Origin of the sequence: Promineifilum sp. (SeqCode), assembly GCF_041918635.1 — a bacterium.
In the GTDB taxonomy this organism is placed as follows: Bacteria; Chloroflexota; Anaerolineae; order Promineifilales; family Promineifilaceae; genus Promineifilum.
In genome coordinates, this window is sequence record NZ_JAYRVJ010000131.1 from 1 (window position 1) to 14,683 (window position 14,683).

Annotated in this window: 14 protein-coding genes; 5 read left to right on the forward strand and 9 right to left on the reverse strand. The window is 61.5% G+C overall.

The window, feature by feature from the left end:
• From ACE3UY_RS04400 to ACE3UY_RS04410, 3 genes are all read right to left on the reverse strand, one after another.
• Positions 1-191: metal ABC transporter permease (locus ACE3UY_RS04400; protein ID WP_374686340.1), on the reverse strand; the 191-nt coding region annotated here is incomplete at its 3' end.
• A gap of 42 nt (positions 192-233) precedes the next feature.
• Positions 234-1,304, reverse strand: coding sequence for an IS4 family transposase (locus tag ACE3UY_RS04405; RefSeq protein ID WP_374686341.1), 1,071 nt, complete (start codon positions 1,302-1,304; stop codon positions 234-236).
• A gap of 88 nt (positions 1,305-1,392) precedes the next feature.
• A protein-coding gene (locus ACE3UY_RS04410) for an IS630 family transposase (protein ID WP_374686342.1) occupies positions 1,393-2,534 on the reverse strand; the annotation gives its coding sequence in 2 pieces (ribosomal slippage) (positions 1,393-2,099 and positions 2,099-2,534; 1,143 coding nt in all).
• A 135-nt stretch (positions 2,535-2,669) separates the two neighbouring features.
• Between ACE3UY_RS04410 and ACE3UY_RS04415 the strand changes: the two genes are divergently transcribed.
• Together ACE3UY_RS04415 and ACE3UY_RS04420 are read left to right on the forward strand one after the other, a co-directional pair.
• Positions 2,670-3,125: a helix-turn-helix domain-containing protein gene (locus tag ACE3UY_RS04415; protein WP_374686343.1), complete on the forward strand. Its 456-nt coding sequence runs from the start codon at positions 2,670-2,672 to the stop codon at positions 3,123-3,125.
• A gap of 11 nt (positions 3,126-3,136) precedes the next feature.
• A complete protein-coding gene (locus ACE3UY_RS04420) occupies positions 3,137-3,808 on the forward strand; it encodes an IS630 family transposase (RefSeq protein ID WP_374686344.1) in 672 nt (223 codons plus the stop codon).
• A 62-nt stretch (positions 3,809-3,870) separates the two neighbouring features.
• Here ACE3UY_RS04420 and ACE3UY_RS04425 read toward each other — a convergent pair whose 3' ends face one another.
• The 3 genes from ACE3UY_RS04425 to ACE3UY_RS04435 all read right to left on the reverse strand — a co-directional run bounded on the left by ACE3UY_RS04425 (position 3,871) and on the right by ACE3UY_RS04435 (position 7,942).
• Positions 3,871-4,806, reverse strand: a complete 936-nt coding sequence (locus tag ACE3UY_RS04425; RefSeq protein ID WP_374686345.1) for an ABC transporter permease — start codon at positions 4,804-4,806, stop codon at positions 3,871-3,873.
• A 42-nt stretch (positions 4,807-4,848) separates the two neighbouring features.
• Entirely contained in the window at positions 4,849-6,147 is a 1,299-nt protein-coding gene (locus ACE3UY_RS04430) for an ABC transporter permease (RefSeq protein WP_374686346.1), read from the reverse strand.
• Positions 6,148-6,208: 61 nt separating this feature from the next.
• Positions 6,209-7,942, reverse strand: a complete 1,734-nt coding sequence (locus tag ACE3UY_RS04435; RefSeq protein ID WP_374686347.1) for an ABC transporter substrate-binding protein — start codon at positions 7,940-7,942, stop codon at positions 6,209-6,211.
• A 529-nt stretch (positions 7,943-8,471) separates the two neighbouring features.
• Between ACE3UY_RS04435 and ACE3UY_RS04440 the strand changes: the two genes are divergently transcribed.
• Both ACE3UY_RS04440 and ACE3UY_RS04445 read left to right on the forward strand, forming a co-directional pair.
• Positions 8,472-8,999, forward strand: a complete 528-nt coding sequence (locus ACE3UY_RS04440; protein WP_374686348.1) for a DinB family protein — start codon at positions 8,472-8,474, stop codon at positions 8,997-8,999.
• 7 nt (positions 9,000-9,006) lie between these two features.
• Positions 9,007-9,588, forward strand: a complete 582-nt coding sequence (locus tag ACE3UY_RS04445; RefSeq protein ID WP_374686349.1) for a DUF1638 domain-containing protein — start codon at positions 9,007-9,009, stop codon at positions 9,586-9,588.
• A 34-nt stretch (positions 9,589-9,622) separates the two neighbouring features.
• On the opposite strand, the gene ACE3UY_RS04450 is transcribed toward ACE3UY_RS04445, so the two are convergent.
• Entirely contained in the window at positions 9,623-10,867 is a 1,245-nt protein-coding gene (locus ACE3UY_RS04450; protein WP_374686350.1) for a sugar MFS transporter, read from the reverse strand.
• Positions 10,868-10,958: 91 nt separating this feature from the next.
• Here ACE3UY_RS04450 and ACE3UY_RS04455 point away from each other — a divergent pair, with 91 nt between their 5' ends.
• Positions 10,959-12,005: an aldo/keto reductase gene (locus ACE3UY_RS04455; protein WP_374686351.1), complete on the forward strand. Its 1,047-nt coding sequence runs from the start codon at positions 10,959-10,961 to the stop codon at positions 12,003-12,005.
• Between the two features lie 51 nt (positions 12,006-12,056).
• Here ACE3UY_RS04455 and ACE3UY_RS04460 read toward each other — a convergent pair whose 3' ends face one another.
• Together ACE3UY_RS04460 and ACE3UY_RS04465 are read right to left on the reverse strand one after the other, a co-directional pair.
• Positions 12,057-13,733: a pentapeptide repeat-containing protein gene (locus ACE3UY_RS04460; RefSeq protein WP_374686352.1), complete on the reverse strand. Its 1,677-nt coding sequence runs from the start codon at positions 13,731-13,733 to the stop codon at positions 12,057-12,059.
• A 28-nt stretch (positions 13,734-13,761) separates the two neighbouring features.
• Positions 13,762-14,601 (reverse strand): SirB1 family protein, encoded by an 840-nt coding sequence (locus tag ACE3UY_RS04465; protein WP_374686353.1) that lies wholly within the window; start codon positions 14,599-14,601, stop codon positions 13,762-13,764.
• Positions 14,602-14,683 lie beyond the last annotated feature (82 nt).

Below are 14,683 nucleotides of genomic sequence, written 5' to 3' on the forward strand. Positions count from 1 at the left end.
AGCGGCCAGCCCAGGAAGTAGGCGGCCACGACGCCGGGCAGGATGGTGTGGGACATGGCATCGCCCAGGAAGGCCATGCCGCGCAGGACGATGTAGACGCCCAGCACGGAGCAGACGACGCCGACGATCACCGCCGCCAGCAGGGCGCGGACGATGAAGACGTATTGGAGGGGTTGGAGGAGCCAGTTCATTAGTTGTTAGTTGTTAGTTGCCTAGTCACCTGACACAAAAAATCAGGTAAAGAAAGGCACCAGCCTGAGCGAGACAGGCAGGTTATTGATAAGGCACCTTTCCAACATATCGTAGCCGATACGAAAGATGCTGAGGTCGCGCCGGTCAGCCCGGTCGACCAGATGACGATGGCCACGTTTGATGACCGCCGAGCCAAAGGCCACGACCCAGACGTAGAGCAAGGCGACGACCAGCGTTAGGCGGGAGAGGCGCAGGAAATGACGCAAGCGACTCTGTTGCAGGTCAGCACCATTGCGTTTGAAATCGCCGAACATCTCTTCGATCCAGGCGCGCACCTTGTACTGCTGGAGGGTCTGACGGGCCGAAGGCAAATTGGTGGCCAACAACCAGGGCTGCTTTTCGCCGCGACGCCAATAAGCCAGGAAGTTGCACGGCAGCCGGTGTTGTTCGGTGAGTTCGATGGCGGGCAACCAACACTGCTGACCGGGGCCATCCAGAAGCGAGTCCACGCGCTGCCAAGGCTGGTCAGGTTGAGGGCGATACAGGTGGCTGCCTTTCTGACGCAGCACGTAGAACCAGCCCCAACTCTCCAGTTGCATCTGCAAGGGGGTGAATTCACTGTCACCGGTGACGACCACCCTTGTCTCTGGCGGCATCAGGCGCTGGACGTAACTCAGCAGCGCGATTTGTTTCCGCCCTGAACTGTGCCCCCTGGCTGCCCGCACCCAGGTCCAGGCGATTGGCAACGCCCGCCGGCGGTAAGCCAGAGCGACCATCAGCAATTGATGGTTTTGGGCAACTTTGGTGGCATCGATAATCAGGCGAACCTGACCGGTCTGGGCCGCGGCCTGCAATAAGGCCGTCACCGTTGCCTCATACCAGGCCCGCACACGGATGGCACCATTGGCCAGAAACCGACTCAGGCGACGTGTGCAACTGGCCCGTTTCGCCTGGCCCGGTATCTTGTTGGCCACCTTGGACGTATGCACCGTCCGGCCGAGGTAGATGCCGGTCATGAACCAGGCCATAACGCGCTGGCGATAGAGATGCCCTGTCGGGACGATATGCTGAATTTGGGCGAGCATTGTATGATAGGTTTGGATGACGGTCATGGCTTTTCCTGTTTGGTGGATTTGTCACTTTCAACTGTAACAGGTTCCTTGGCTGTCATCCTCCTTTTTGTGTCAGGTAGCTAGTAGTCTAACAAACATTTATTGTCGGATAAAGGCGATGTAACGTGATACGAGCATCCTCGGTGGTAAAACGCCAGTGAACTGTTGAGCGACCGGCGTTGCGCCGTTTCTGCCAGGCCGCACCCTTGTCCATCAAAGTCGCCTGGTCAGGGATACGTGCTTGAAGGCACTGTCGATGAAGGACACTCAGTTCAATTTCAGCCATGTTGAGCCAACTGCCATGCTTGGGCGTGTAATGGATTTCCAGCTTGTCGATGATACGCCGTGCTTCGGCGGGGGCAAAGGCGGTGTAGAGCGACGCCAGCTTATGGGTATTGAGGTTATCCATGACCAGCACAATCTTCTCCGCTTCCGGGAAATGGACATCAACCAGGTCGCGCATACAATGGGCAAAGTCAATCATCGTCCGTTGGTCGGTGACTTTCACCCGTCGCCACGTTTCCAGGGGCGCAAAGCAGATAAACAAGTTGCTGGTTCCATTCCGTTCATACTCGTAGTCATATTTGGCGACATGGCCTGGTTGTGGCGGCAAGGGCAAACGGGTTTCTTTCGTTTGCTGCTTACTCCCCTCGTCAAAGCAGACAAGCGGACGTTGGGGGTTGTGGGGTTGGTGGTAAACGGCCAACACATCTTCCATGGCGCAGACGAACGCGGCACTTTCCTTTTCCGGAATGCACCACTGCGCTTTCAACCAGGGCTTAAGCTCATTTTTTTGAGCGTGGTTCGAACCGTCTCGCGCGAAACGGTCTCGACCACTTCTAATTCAATGAGTTTATCGGCCAGCATTTGGAGGCTCCAGCGTTCGTGTCCATCTGGCGCTTCCGTACAGGCCAATTGGGCCAAGCGCGCCTCAGCCGCCCCATCCAACACCTTGCCTCGTCTCTTTTGTGGCCGACGATGGTTGAGAGCCGCTTCCAACCCCATGACCACACACTTCTCTCGTATTCGCTCCACCGTTCGTCCGTGGACGCCTAAGGCCCGGGCGATGTCGGCATCTTTCCAGCCCCCTTCGACCTGGTTTTCATCGGCCATCAGCAAGATACGAGCTCGCGTCATTCGGCCGGCTGCACCTTTGCCCTTGCTGACCACGCCGCCCAATTCCGCCCGCTCTTCATTTGTTAACGTGACCCTGTATCGTTTGGTGGGCATCGCTTCGCTCCTCAGGCCTGGTTTTGGTCGAAGAATGCCACCTTTTAGCTCGTCCAGCAATATTTGTTTGTTAGACTACTAGTGCATCGTTAAGCTAGAGCTTGTAATTGAATCGATTTTGCCCAAAATAGGGGCATGAGTGCACATCAACATATCTATCTACAAAAGAACGAACGAACTGAACTTGAACAAATGATAAAGTCTGGCGTCCATTCGGCCCGGGTCATTGCTCGAGCACGCGCACTCCTTCTTCTGGACAGAAGTGAAGGTGAAACACGCACCATCGAGCAAGTGATTGATGCCGCGATGATCAGCCAGGGCACTATTTACAACCTGAAAAAGCGTTACTTCAGCGAAGGGCTAAACCGTGCTTTGTATGAAATGCCACGACCCGGTGCCAAGCCCAAGATCGACGGTGAAGTGGAAGCCCATCTCGTGGCGTTGGCTTGCAGTAACCCACCTGAAGGGTATGACCGTTGGACCCTGCGTCTACTGGCCGATAGATTGGTGTCGCTGGAAATCATCGATTCTATCAGCCATGTGGCCGTGGGCGAGGCGCTCAAAAAAATGAACTTAAGCCCTGGCAAGTAAAATCGTGGAATATGCCGCAGCCAGGGTCACGCTTTGTGGCGCAGATGGAAGAGATTCTCGACGTCTACCAACGACCTTACAATGCCGACTATCCGCAAGTGTGCCTGGATGAAATCCAGAAGGTGTTACGGTCAACGCCGCGTGGTTCACTCCCCATGGAACCCGGTCAGGCCAAACGGGAAGACCATGAATACGAGCGACATGGTCAATGCTCGGTTTTTCTGGCCGTTGAACCGCTGGCCGGCTTTCGCAAGGTTTGGGTCAGCCCGCAGCGCACCAAGCTGGATTTTGCCCAGGTGCTCAAGGAGTTGGTTGATGACGTGTATGCCACAGCCAGGAAGGTCGTGCTGGTGACCGATAATCTCAACATCCATCATGCCGCTTGCTTGTACGAGCGGTTTGCACCACCTGAGGCGCGCCGCATTGCCGGCAAGCTCGAGTGGCATTACACACCAGTCCATGCCAGTTGGCTGAATATGGCTGAGTGTGAACTGTCGGTTTTAAGGCGCCAACGTCTGAAGTCGCGCTTACCGGATATTAAAACAGTGACAGCGAAAGCCGAAGCGTGGCAAAGGGAGCGCAATCAAAAGCAAGTCGGAATTGATTGGCGCTTCACAACGGAAGATGCGCGCATCCGACTGAAGCGACTTTATCCGATTGTAAAAGTTCAGCAATCATGCTAACAGAGCACTAGGGGTTAGGGGCTAGGGACTAGGGAAGAGCGCCCTTCCCTAGTCCCTAGTCCCTATCTCTGGTATCTAGTCAACTCTTCACGCAGCCCATCGGCCAACAGGCTGAGGCCAACCACCAGCGACGAGATAGCCAGCGACGGCCACAGGACGCCCCAGGCGCTGGAGAACATGAAGCGACGGGCCTCGTTGACCATCGAGCCCCAATCGGGATCGGGGGGCGGCAGACCGAGGCCCAGAAAGCCCAGTGTGCCGATGGCGAAGATGGCATAGCCGACGCGCAACATGGAATCGACCAGCAGCGGGCCGCGGGCGTTGGGCAATATCTCGCGGAACATGATGTACCATTTGCTCTCGCCGCGCGTTTCCGCAGCGCGGACGTAGTCGCGGGTACTGATATCCAGGGTCAGGCCGCGCGCCAGACGGGCCACGCCCGGCGCGCCGGTGATGGCGATGGCCAAGATGACCACCAGGTCGCCGCGGTTGAGAGCGGCGATGACCACCAGGTAGAGCACGATGCTGGGGAAAGCGACGAAGGCATCGAGCACCTGCATGATCCCCTGATCCCACCAGCCGCGCCGGTAGCCGGCGATCTGGCCCAGGAAGGTACCGAAGGCCAGCGAGCCCAGCACGCCCCAGATGGCGACGCCGAGAGGGATGGAGATCGTCCTGTCGCCGACAGGGATGCGGGTCTTCAGCAGAACGACCTGCGTGCCTACCATGAGCCGGGAGAGTGTGTCGCGGCCGAGATTATCCGTCCCCAGCAAGTTGGCGGAGTTGGGCGGCAAGTTCTGCGTGAAGAGGCTGGAATTGGGGGGATAGGGCGTCCAGACGAATGAGATCAGGCCCACGACGATCCAAAACAGCACCATGAACAGGCCGATGGTGGCGATGCGTGATTCGAAGATGATGGACAGGCCCGACCACAGCCGCCGCCGCGCCGGCCCGGTCACCGGCAGGGTCTGAGAGCCAGGTAGCTGCGGTGTCGCCATACAACGTCCCTCAAAACTTGCCTAATCTGCGGATGATTTTCTTCACGCGTAGCGGATGCGCGGATTGAGCAAGGTGTAAGCGAAGTCGCCGATGAGCCGCGTGCCGACGGCAACGACGACCATAATCATCGCCGCCGCTTCGATGGCATTGAAATCGCCGAAGACGGCCGCGTCGTAGATGTACTGGCCCAGACCGGGATAGCCAAAGATGACCTCCACAACCACCAGGCCGCCGATGAGCCAGTTCACGTGCAGCATGATGATCGTGATCGGCGCCAGCAGCGCGTTGCGCACCGCGTGGCGAAAGATGACCCGGCCGCGCGGCATGCCCTTGATGATGGCCGTGCGGATGTAGGGCGTGTCCATCACTTCGACCATGCTGGCGCGCGTCATGCGAGCGACGTAGCCCAATTCAACAGCCGTCAGCGTCATGACGGGCAGGACGAGCAAACTCGGGTTCTCGAAGATGGCGTTGGGCGTCGTGAAAATGGCGACGGCGGGGACGATCTTCAGCCAGATGCCGAAGATCAGGATCAGGAAGATACCGGTAACGAACTCCGGCGTGGCCGTCAGCGTCAGGCCCACAATAGAGATAGTGCGGTCGATGGCTCTGCCCTCGTTGACACCGGCCACGATGCCCAACAAGAGGGCTAACGGCATGACAACGGCGAAGGCCACGGCGGCCAGGATGACGGAGTTGCGCAGGCGCGGGAATAGCGTCACCGACACCGGCCGTCCCGTCTGGAGCGAGATGCCCGGATCGCCCCGCAGCAGCCCTTTACGCAACGGGATGTAGACTTGCGGCCCATCGCCCTCCTTGCGCAAGCCGGACTTGGTCAGCACCCAGACTTCGGCCCCCTGTCCGCGCACCCATTTGACGGCGCTGCCGTTCCCGTCTACGCCCCAGAAGTACTCGACGCCGTTCTCGTCGCGCGACCAGGCGGCATCGGCCGGCGCGGTAACGATGGTTCCATCGAGTTGTCGCTGCGAGACGATGAGCGCGTCGCCATCCAGTTGCCACTGGGTGGGAACCCCGGCCACGTCAGCCCACCAGACCCGTTCGCCCGTGACCTGGTTTTGCACCGTGATCAGCGGGTAGCCCACCTGGGCTTCGGCCCGCCAATCGTTGCCGATCAGCCAGTCAAGGTAGCGCTGCCAGGTGGGCGCGTCCAGACCCAACTGCGCGTGGTAGGAAGCGCGCTGTTCAGGCGTGGAGAACACACCAAGCAGCTTCACCGTCACGTCGCCCGAGGCAACCTCCAGCAGTACCCAAAGCAACACGGACACCAGGAACATGGTCACGAAGGTGGAGATGAGGCTGCGGAGGAGAAAGCGGGCCATGGGCTAGAGGTCAGTGGTCAGTGGTCAGTGGTCAGTCTTACTGACCACTGACCACTCTTCACTACAGTGTCTTGTCGAACACCTCATAGAAGAAATCAAAAGCCGTGGGATGGGCCTGGATACCCTCGAACCGCTCATGGGTGATGTTCCAGACGCGCTTCCAGTAGCTATTGCCGATGGGGCCGCGATCCTGCATGATGGTCTGGATATTGCACATGATCGCGCGGCGCTCCTCCACGTCCAGCGTGGCCTCGGCCTGACGCAGCAGCGTCTCGAACTCCGGGTCTGACCAGCGCGTCTCGTTCCACGCGCCGATGGCCTCCTGGATGTAGGCCAGCGGCAACACCATCGTGCCCAGCGGCCGGTGCGTCCAGGCGGTGATGCCCAGCGGCACTTCCGTCCAGCGATCCCAGTAGCCATCCGGCTCGGTGATGTCCAACTCGATATCGAAGCCGGCCGGCAGCGCCAGCTCCTTCAGCGCCTGGGCGATCTCCGGCTCGTTCTGGTCATTCTTGGTAGAGAGGACGACCTTGATAGGCAACTCGATGCCCTTCTCGGCCGCGTACTCCTCCATCAAGGCGCGCGCCCCCTCGGGATCGTAAGGGGGAATGGGCTGCTCGCAGAACTCCGGATGGATGGGCGCGACGTGGGCATCGAGGGAGAGGTCGCCCTCGCCGAAGTAGGAGAGTTGCAGGATCTTCTCGCGGTCCTGCGACATTTTCAGGGCTGTGCGCACGCGGTTGTCATCCCACGGCTCGCCATCGACGCGCATGCGCAGCACCAGGCATTGCGCCGTGCTGACCGAGCGGGTCGCCAGGCCGGCCACGTCTTTTAGCGCTTGCCAATCCGGCGGACGGGGGTCGTACAACGAATCCACTTGCCCGGCCTGGAGGGCGGCAACAGCCGCGTCCTTGTCGGTCGAGACGTACACAACCTGTTCGAGATAGGGGAGCGGCTGGCCGTCGGCCCCATTGCGCCAGTAGTCGGTCCGGCGCGTGCACACCGCGCGTTCGCCCTCGGCGAACTCCTCCAACGTGAATGCGCCCGTGCCCACCGGGGACTGGACAATGTCGCCGCCGAAGTTCCGGTGCAGGATGACCGCCGGGTAGTGGAAGAGGTGTTCCGGCACGCCGATGTTGGCCGTTTGCAGGTGCAGCCGGATGTGGTAGTCGTCCACCTTCTCAACGTCCTGCATGCCACTCAGGTAGGACAGCAGACCGAGCATGGATGAGCCGACGTCGGGATTCAGCCACTCGCCGAAGGTAAACATCACATCGTCAGCCGTCATCGTGTCGCCGTTGTTGAACGTCACCCCCTGTTTGAGGTATAGGTCCCAGGTCTTGACATCCTCGCTGGCCTGCCAGCGGTCGAGCAGGTAGGGGCGGGTGATATTGTCGCTGCCCGTCTCGGTCAGGTATTCGCTGATCTGGCGAACGACGTTGGCCCCCTCCAACCAGGAGAGGCGGGCCGGATGGTCAAGCAGTTGTAGCTGCATCGCCTTGGTAATGACGCCGCCCCGTTTGGGCGCGCCGGCGGCTGGGGCCTCGGTGGGCGCAGGCTCTCCGGTTGGCGCTCCTACCTCGGCCGGGGCTGAGGTAGCCGCAACCTGGCCGGTGTTGTTAGCCGGAGCGCAGGCGGCGGCGATGGTTGCGGTGGCAGCCGACATGCCCAGCAGGGTGGCAAAGCGCATGAACTCGCGGCGCGAGATACGCCCCTGCTCCAGCTTCTCGTACGCGGCGGGGATGGCTGGATGAATCTTCTCCATCTCTTTCTTGGATACTCTCCGCATCTTCATAAGCACTTCTCCTCCAAGCTTGACGGCGCCCCGAAAGCAGGACGGCCGCACGCTAAGTTAACTTCCAACGCGCGGCGAGTTCGTTTCGCCGGCATCACCTCCTGCTGGCCGGGGTGACCATGACAAAACGACCACAGCGCCGGCTGAAGGCATCGGGTTGTTGTGCGGGGCAAAACGGAAGAAGCGGACCCTGGCCGGAGTCCGGGTCTACTCGAAAGGGGAGCGTCGGTAGTTAACACCTTGGTTCGTCGCGCGCGACCTACCAGTAATCGTCCTGCAGCGGCGGTTCATCTCATGGCGTCGCGCGCCGCTGTTCCCGCTGCTATGCCAGAATGCGAACGAGGATGAATCCAGCGGAGCGCGATCACTATAACATATGTTCGTTGAAGTGCAACCTCTGGGAGGACGGACGGTGAAGTCCAAGGCGTCAACGGGTTGTGAATGGAGCTACCCACAGCTATAATCCCGCGCACTTAACCCGAAAGCGTTAGGGTGCTTTACAGATGACTCAGAATCTCGGTAGCGGTGAATGACCAAGCGGGCGATCCTCCTCGAGGCATTGGCCTCTACCCCGGCCGACGTGGAGCGGCTGACGCGCGCTCTCGACGAGACCGCGGCGGTCTGGCGGCCGGAACCCGATAGCTGGTCGTGCCGTGATGTGCTGAACCATCTCTGCAGGATGGAGCTTCTCTACCTGGCCCATCTGAGGCGTATTCTGGCCGAGAATGAGCCGTCGTTGCCCGCCCTCCACAGCGCCGTTTCCCGTGCGGCCGACGAGGCGGCGTGGGCAACACGGGACATCATGCAACTAGCCGAGCAATTCCGCATGAAACGCGCGACGACCCTGACTTTCCTGCAAGGGTTGCCTCCCGCCGCCTGGCAGCGCGCCGCCTTTCACGAAGGCGAAGGCCGGATGACCTTGCGCTTCTTTGTGCAAGACCTGGTCAACCACGACATCGAGCATACCAACCAGCTTGTCGAAATCCAGCAACGACGGCGGGCTTCCCTGAAAAGCCAAGCGAGCGCTGCCCTGCTGTCGGGCGGGATGGGTGAATAGGTCACGCATGAAAACCGCGTTCATCATCTGCGGGGCGCTGGCGCGCGAGGTGCTGGACATCGTTGACCGCCACGGTTGGGAGGCAGACGTCTACGGCATTCCGGCCATCGATCATATGTACCCCGATCGGATCGCGCCGGACGTGGAACGCAGGTTTCGGGCCATTCGCGAGCAATACGACCGGGTGCTGGTGGTCTTCGGCGACTGTGGATCGCGCGGGGCGCTCGATGCGTTTCTGGCGCGGGAGGGGTTGCAGCGCATCGACGGGCCGCACTGCTACGAGATGTACGGCGGGGCGCTATTCGACGCGCTGATGGAAGAGGAGCCGGGAACCTTCTTCCTGACTGACTTTCTGGTACGCGGCTTCCGGGGCACGATATGGCGTGGGTTGGGGCTGGATCGGTTTCCCCAACTAAAGGAAGAGTACTTCCGCAACTATCGCCGGCTCGTCTTCCTGACCCAGAGCGGCCGGCCGGAACTGCTGGCGAAGGCGGCTGAAGTGGCGGCCACGCTGGAACTGCCCCTGGAAGTCCACCATACCGGCTACGGCCTTTTGGAAGAGCGGCTGAGGGAATGGATGGATGGGTAGGAGCAGACACACAGGTCTGCGCCTACTTCTTCGCTCAGCGCGGCGTCGAGCCGGCCACGGTTTTCTCGGCCACAGGCCGGCTGCGCCGGGCCAACCGGCTCGCGACCTGATTGGCCGTCAACATCAGCAGCGACCCAACGACCAGGAATGGGCCGAGTGACTCCAGGCCGACCCGCGCCGCCAGGAAGCCAGCCAGGCTGGGCAACAGGGCCAGGCCGATGCTGGCCGCGCCGGTCTGGAAGCTGATGGCGTTGGCGGCATGGTCAATGCCGACGCGCCGGGGCGTGTGGGCGGTCAGGGTGGGAAAGATGATCGACAGCGAGAGACCCATCAAGGCCAGGGCGGCAAAGCCGACCGGCGTCACGCGCACGACGAGCAGCGCCGCCGACAGCAGTACGCCGATCATGGCCAGACGCAGCAGGCGCTCGACGCCGATGCGAACGGCCGCCGCGCCGAACACGATGCGACCCAACGCCAGCATGGCCCAAAACACACTGATCATCGCCCCGGCCACGTAGGTGGATACCCCACGCGCCTCGGTGAACAGGCTGTAGGCCCATTGGCCGGCGCTCGCTTCTACCCCGGTGTAGAGGAAGAACAGTACAACGCTCAGCCATATTACCGGCAGCCGCAACGTCTCAGCCGGGCGGGTCCGTCGTGCAACCTTTGGCAGGTTGTATTCCCTTTCATCGGATAGCGAGCGAGGGGCATCGAAGAAGCTGCCTTGCCTCAGCGCGGCGAGAAATGCCAATCCCAGACCCAGGTAGACCAACCCGGCCACGATGTAGCCTAGCCGCCAGCTTTGGCCGGCGCCGATAATGGCCGTCATGAGCAACGGGCCGATGGACGCGCCCACGCTAAAACTGGCGTGCATCCAGTTCATCGTGCGCACGGTGCTGGTCGCCGCGACCTGGATGTTAAGCCCGGTGGACATCGCCCCGCCGCCTACGCCGACAAAAAGCCCACACGCTACCATCACCCACCAACTCGGGGCAATGACGTAGCCAAATACGGCCAGCGCGGCCACAAAGCTGCATATCAGGAGAAAACGACCGAAGCCCAGTTTCTCGATAAGTTGTGCGGCCAACACGCTGCCGGCGAAAAACCCGATGGTCGAGCTGGTGAGAAGCCAGGCCAGCGCGTCGAGTGGCAGGCCGAAACTCGCTTGAATGGAGGGCCAGGCGACACCTAGTACACCATTTACCGTTCCAATCGCCACGAAAGAGGTGAAGGCCAGCGCCAGTGGCGTCCGGCCGCTCGTGGCTGAACTAATCGTCATAGATAACTCCCTTCGGGATCAGACTGGTAGGTCTTGCCGGATTGTGAACCACCCAAGTATACTGCCGTCGAGCAGAGGGAGTAACTCTAGTATGGCGACACTAACCAAGATGAAGCGACATCCGTTCGGAGCCACAGCGCTCGCCGTCACCCCCATCGGGCTGGGCATGGCGGCGTTGGGCCGGCCGGGCTACATTAATCTCGGCCACGCGACCGATATCGGCCACGACTATGACGTCGCGGCCATGGAGCAACATGCCCACGAGGTGCTCGACGCTGCCTGGGCGGCCGGTGTTCGCTACTTCGACGCGGCGCGCTCCTACGGGCGGGCGGAACAGTTCCTGGCCGGCTGGCTGCGCGGACGGGCCATCCCGCCGGCCGACGTGGCCGTCGGATCGAAGTGGGGCTATACCTACACCGCTGGCTGGCGCGTCGAGGCCGAGAAGCACGAAGTTAAAGAGCACACCCTGCCCGTGCTGCGCCGCCAGATCGAGGAGAGCCGCGACTGGCTGGGTGACTATCTGGGGCTTTACCAGATTCACTCCGCGACACTCGACAGCGGCGTACTCGACAACGGCCAAGTCCTCGATGAGTTGGCCCGGCTGCGCGACGAAGGGTTGGTAATCGGCCTATCGCTGAGCGGCCCGCAACAGGCCGACACGTTGCGCAAGGCGCTGACTATCGAGAGCGGCGGCGCGCCGCTCTTCCGGAGCGTGCAGGCGACGTGGAACCTGCTGGCGCGCGAGGTTGGCCCGGCGCTGTTGGAAGCCCACCAGGCCGGCATGGGCATCATCATTAAGGAAGCCCTGGCCAACGGCCGTCTGACAGAACGCAACAACGATCTCGCCTTCACCGCCAAACGCCAGTTGCTGGAGGAGGTCGCCGCCGCGGTGGGCACGCCCGACGGCGCTCCATCTATCGACGCGCTGGCTCTGGCCGCCGCCCTGGCCCAACCCTGGGCCGAGCGCGCTGTTATCCTCAGCGGCGCGGCTCGCACCGACCACCTGTTGTCCAATGTCAAAGCAACTGAGATAGACCTGGCCCGGCTACAGACGCCTGAAGTGGCCCGGCGGCTTGAGTCACTGGCCGAACCGGCCGAGCAGTACTGGCAAACGCGCAGCCAACTGGCCTGGAATTAGGAGTTAGGGACTAGGGTCTAGGGAAGAGCGCTCTTTCCTAGTCCCTAGCTCCTACTCTGTCTTGGCCGGGGGTGGCTCTGTGGGATTCGATTTGGCGCTGGTCGGCCGCTGATAGGTGGGTGTGCGCGGGCTGGGAAAAGGCCCCGTTTGCGTCTGCGCCAATGGCCCCGGCGCGGCGGTGTGCTCACCCACGCCCCGGCCGCCCTGATCTCCCGCGTCCAGCCGTTCCACCTTGCTCACTGACCGCGCCTTGTCAAGGCTCTGCTGCGAGACCTCGGCATCCGTCAGATCGACCTCGTTCAAATCGGCCCCGGTCAGGTTCGCGTTGCTCAGGTTGGCCCAACGCAGGTTGGCCCGGCTCAGGTCGGCCCGGCTCAGGTCGGCGTCACTCAGGATAGCCCCGCGCAGGATCGCGCCGCGGAGGATGGCCCCGCGCAAGTGGGCTGAGCGCAAGTCTGCGCCGCTCAGGCCCGCCTCCTCCAGGTTGGCCCGGTTGAGCGTGGCCCGGCTGAGATTGGCGATACTCAGGTTGGCGCGGCTCAAGTCGCTGCCGGTCAGATCGGCGCCACTGAGCGAGATGCGCCCCATGATGGCATCGCGCAGATTCGCGCCGCTCAGGATGGCTCCGTTCATCATCGCGCCGCGTAGATTCGCCAGGTTAAGATTGGCCTCGCGTAACTCGGCGTCAGTCAAGTCGGCCTCGCTTAGGATAGAGCCACCTAGGCCAGCCCCATTCAGCTTTGCCCCATTGAGTTGCGCGCCCGTCAGGTTTGCCCCGCTAAAGTCCGCGCCAGCCGCCTCCGCGCCGACTAGATTGGCCTTATTCAGGTTGGCCAGACTCACATCCGCGCCACTCAGCGTGGCCCCTGTCAGCAGCGCGTTGTTCAGCTTGGCCCCCTTCAAGTTGGCGCCGGCCAGATTGGCGCCGGAGAGGTCCGCTCCGGTCAGGTTGGCCTCGCTCAGGTCGGCCTCACGCAAATCGGCGCCGGCCAAAAGCGCTTTGGTCAGAATGGCCCCACGAAGCTTGGCCCCAAAGAGTTGGGCATTGCGCAAAACGGCTCCGCGCAGATAGCTTTCGCTCAGATCGGCGCGGCTGAGATCAGCGCCTTCCAATTGCGCATCGCGCAGGTCAGAGGCAGATAAGCACGCCTCGTCCAGGCGCGCCCCACGCAGATCGACGTTGCGCAAACTAATGCCCGGCATCTGCGCCCGCGATAGATCGGCCCCGCCTAGTTCGGCAGTCTGCAAATCGACGGCCGGTTGTTCCGCATTGAGCAACGCCGACTCATATAGAAAACGCACCACCGGGCCGCGGTGCTCGCCGGCCAACTGGCGCAAGATCGCCAACGTGTGTGCTCGCGCGGCCCGTGACACCTCGTCATCGACAGCGGCTTGCCGCAGTCCGCGGGAGAGCAGCAGGTCAGTCAGCCGGTCGTAGTAAGACTCAACCATGGCCCGCTCGTCGCGAGCGCGGGCCACTTCCAGCTGTGTCCGCCGCCAGGCGCTGGTGAGCCAGACCGCGGCGGCGATCAGGACGGCCGGAATGAGTAGCAAGTTAAGCCAGTTGAGCAGAGCTAGCGAGCGCGACTGTAGAGAGACAAAACGCACGCCAAGCGCCAATAGGACGAGAAGCACAAGCAAGACAATGACGGCCAGCGCCATTCGCCACGGCGACGAGCGGATGCCGCGCCAGAAAGACGCTAACGTCTGGTTGAACGACTCTGACATAGGTTACCTTTACACTACGGCATGGGCGCTAATTCAGCGGCACCCAACTGTCCAGCAGATCTTTCATACCGTCGCGGATCACCTGGGCGTCATCGGCCTGCGGCGATTGATTGAGATAGGCGTTGAGATAGTGAGCGGCCTGAGACAGGCGGCGTTGGTGATAGTAGACGAGACCCAGATCGCGCAGGTGCTCGGGGGCGTCCGGTTGCGTCTGGCGCAAAAGCTGGATGACGCGCTCGGCGCTTGTCCACTGGGCGGACTGGACGTAGCTGGAGCGCAAGTTATTCAGCATACGGGCCAGAATGCTGCGCGGCGACATAGGCGCGAACCAACTGGCCTCCAGCGGCCCTTGGTAGTCAGTAGCCAGCCGGATCAAATCGGCGCAGTCGTTCAGGTCTAGCCGGCGACCGCCGTGATAGGGATCGAGCCAAAGGTCCGAGGAGTGAACGTGGGCAGGATCCTGCCCGGCTACGCCGACGATGAAATGGCCGGGCAAACCGATGCCATAAGCGGGGATGCCGAGGCGCTCGGCCACGTCGATGTAGAGCACTGACAGGGTAATGGGTATGCCCAGCCGGCGGTCAATCACCTCGTTGAGGAAGCTGTTACGCGGGTCGCCATAGTCGGCCGCGTTGCCGCGAAACCCCTCTTCCTCAAAGAGAAAGGTTGACAGCCTATCCACCTGCTCTGGTATAGGCAGGCGCGGATCGATGCTGTCGGCGGCTGTCTCCGAAAGCTCGTGGAGCGCCATCATGTAGCCGGCGAGGTCCAGGTCGGGATAAGCGATAATACGGGCCAGTTGGAGCGCCGCGCGCGGCACGTTAATCGCCGCCAACTCAAGCTCATCACGAAAGAGCCATTCGTCCATGCGCTTCATTATGGGGCATTCGGCGGCGTTTGCCAACAGGCATATATGTGAATTTCTGGGTTGCGCGGGCACTTTGTTCTTG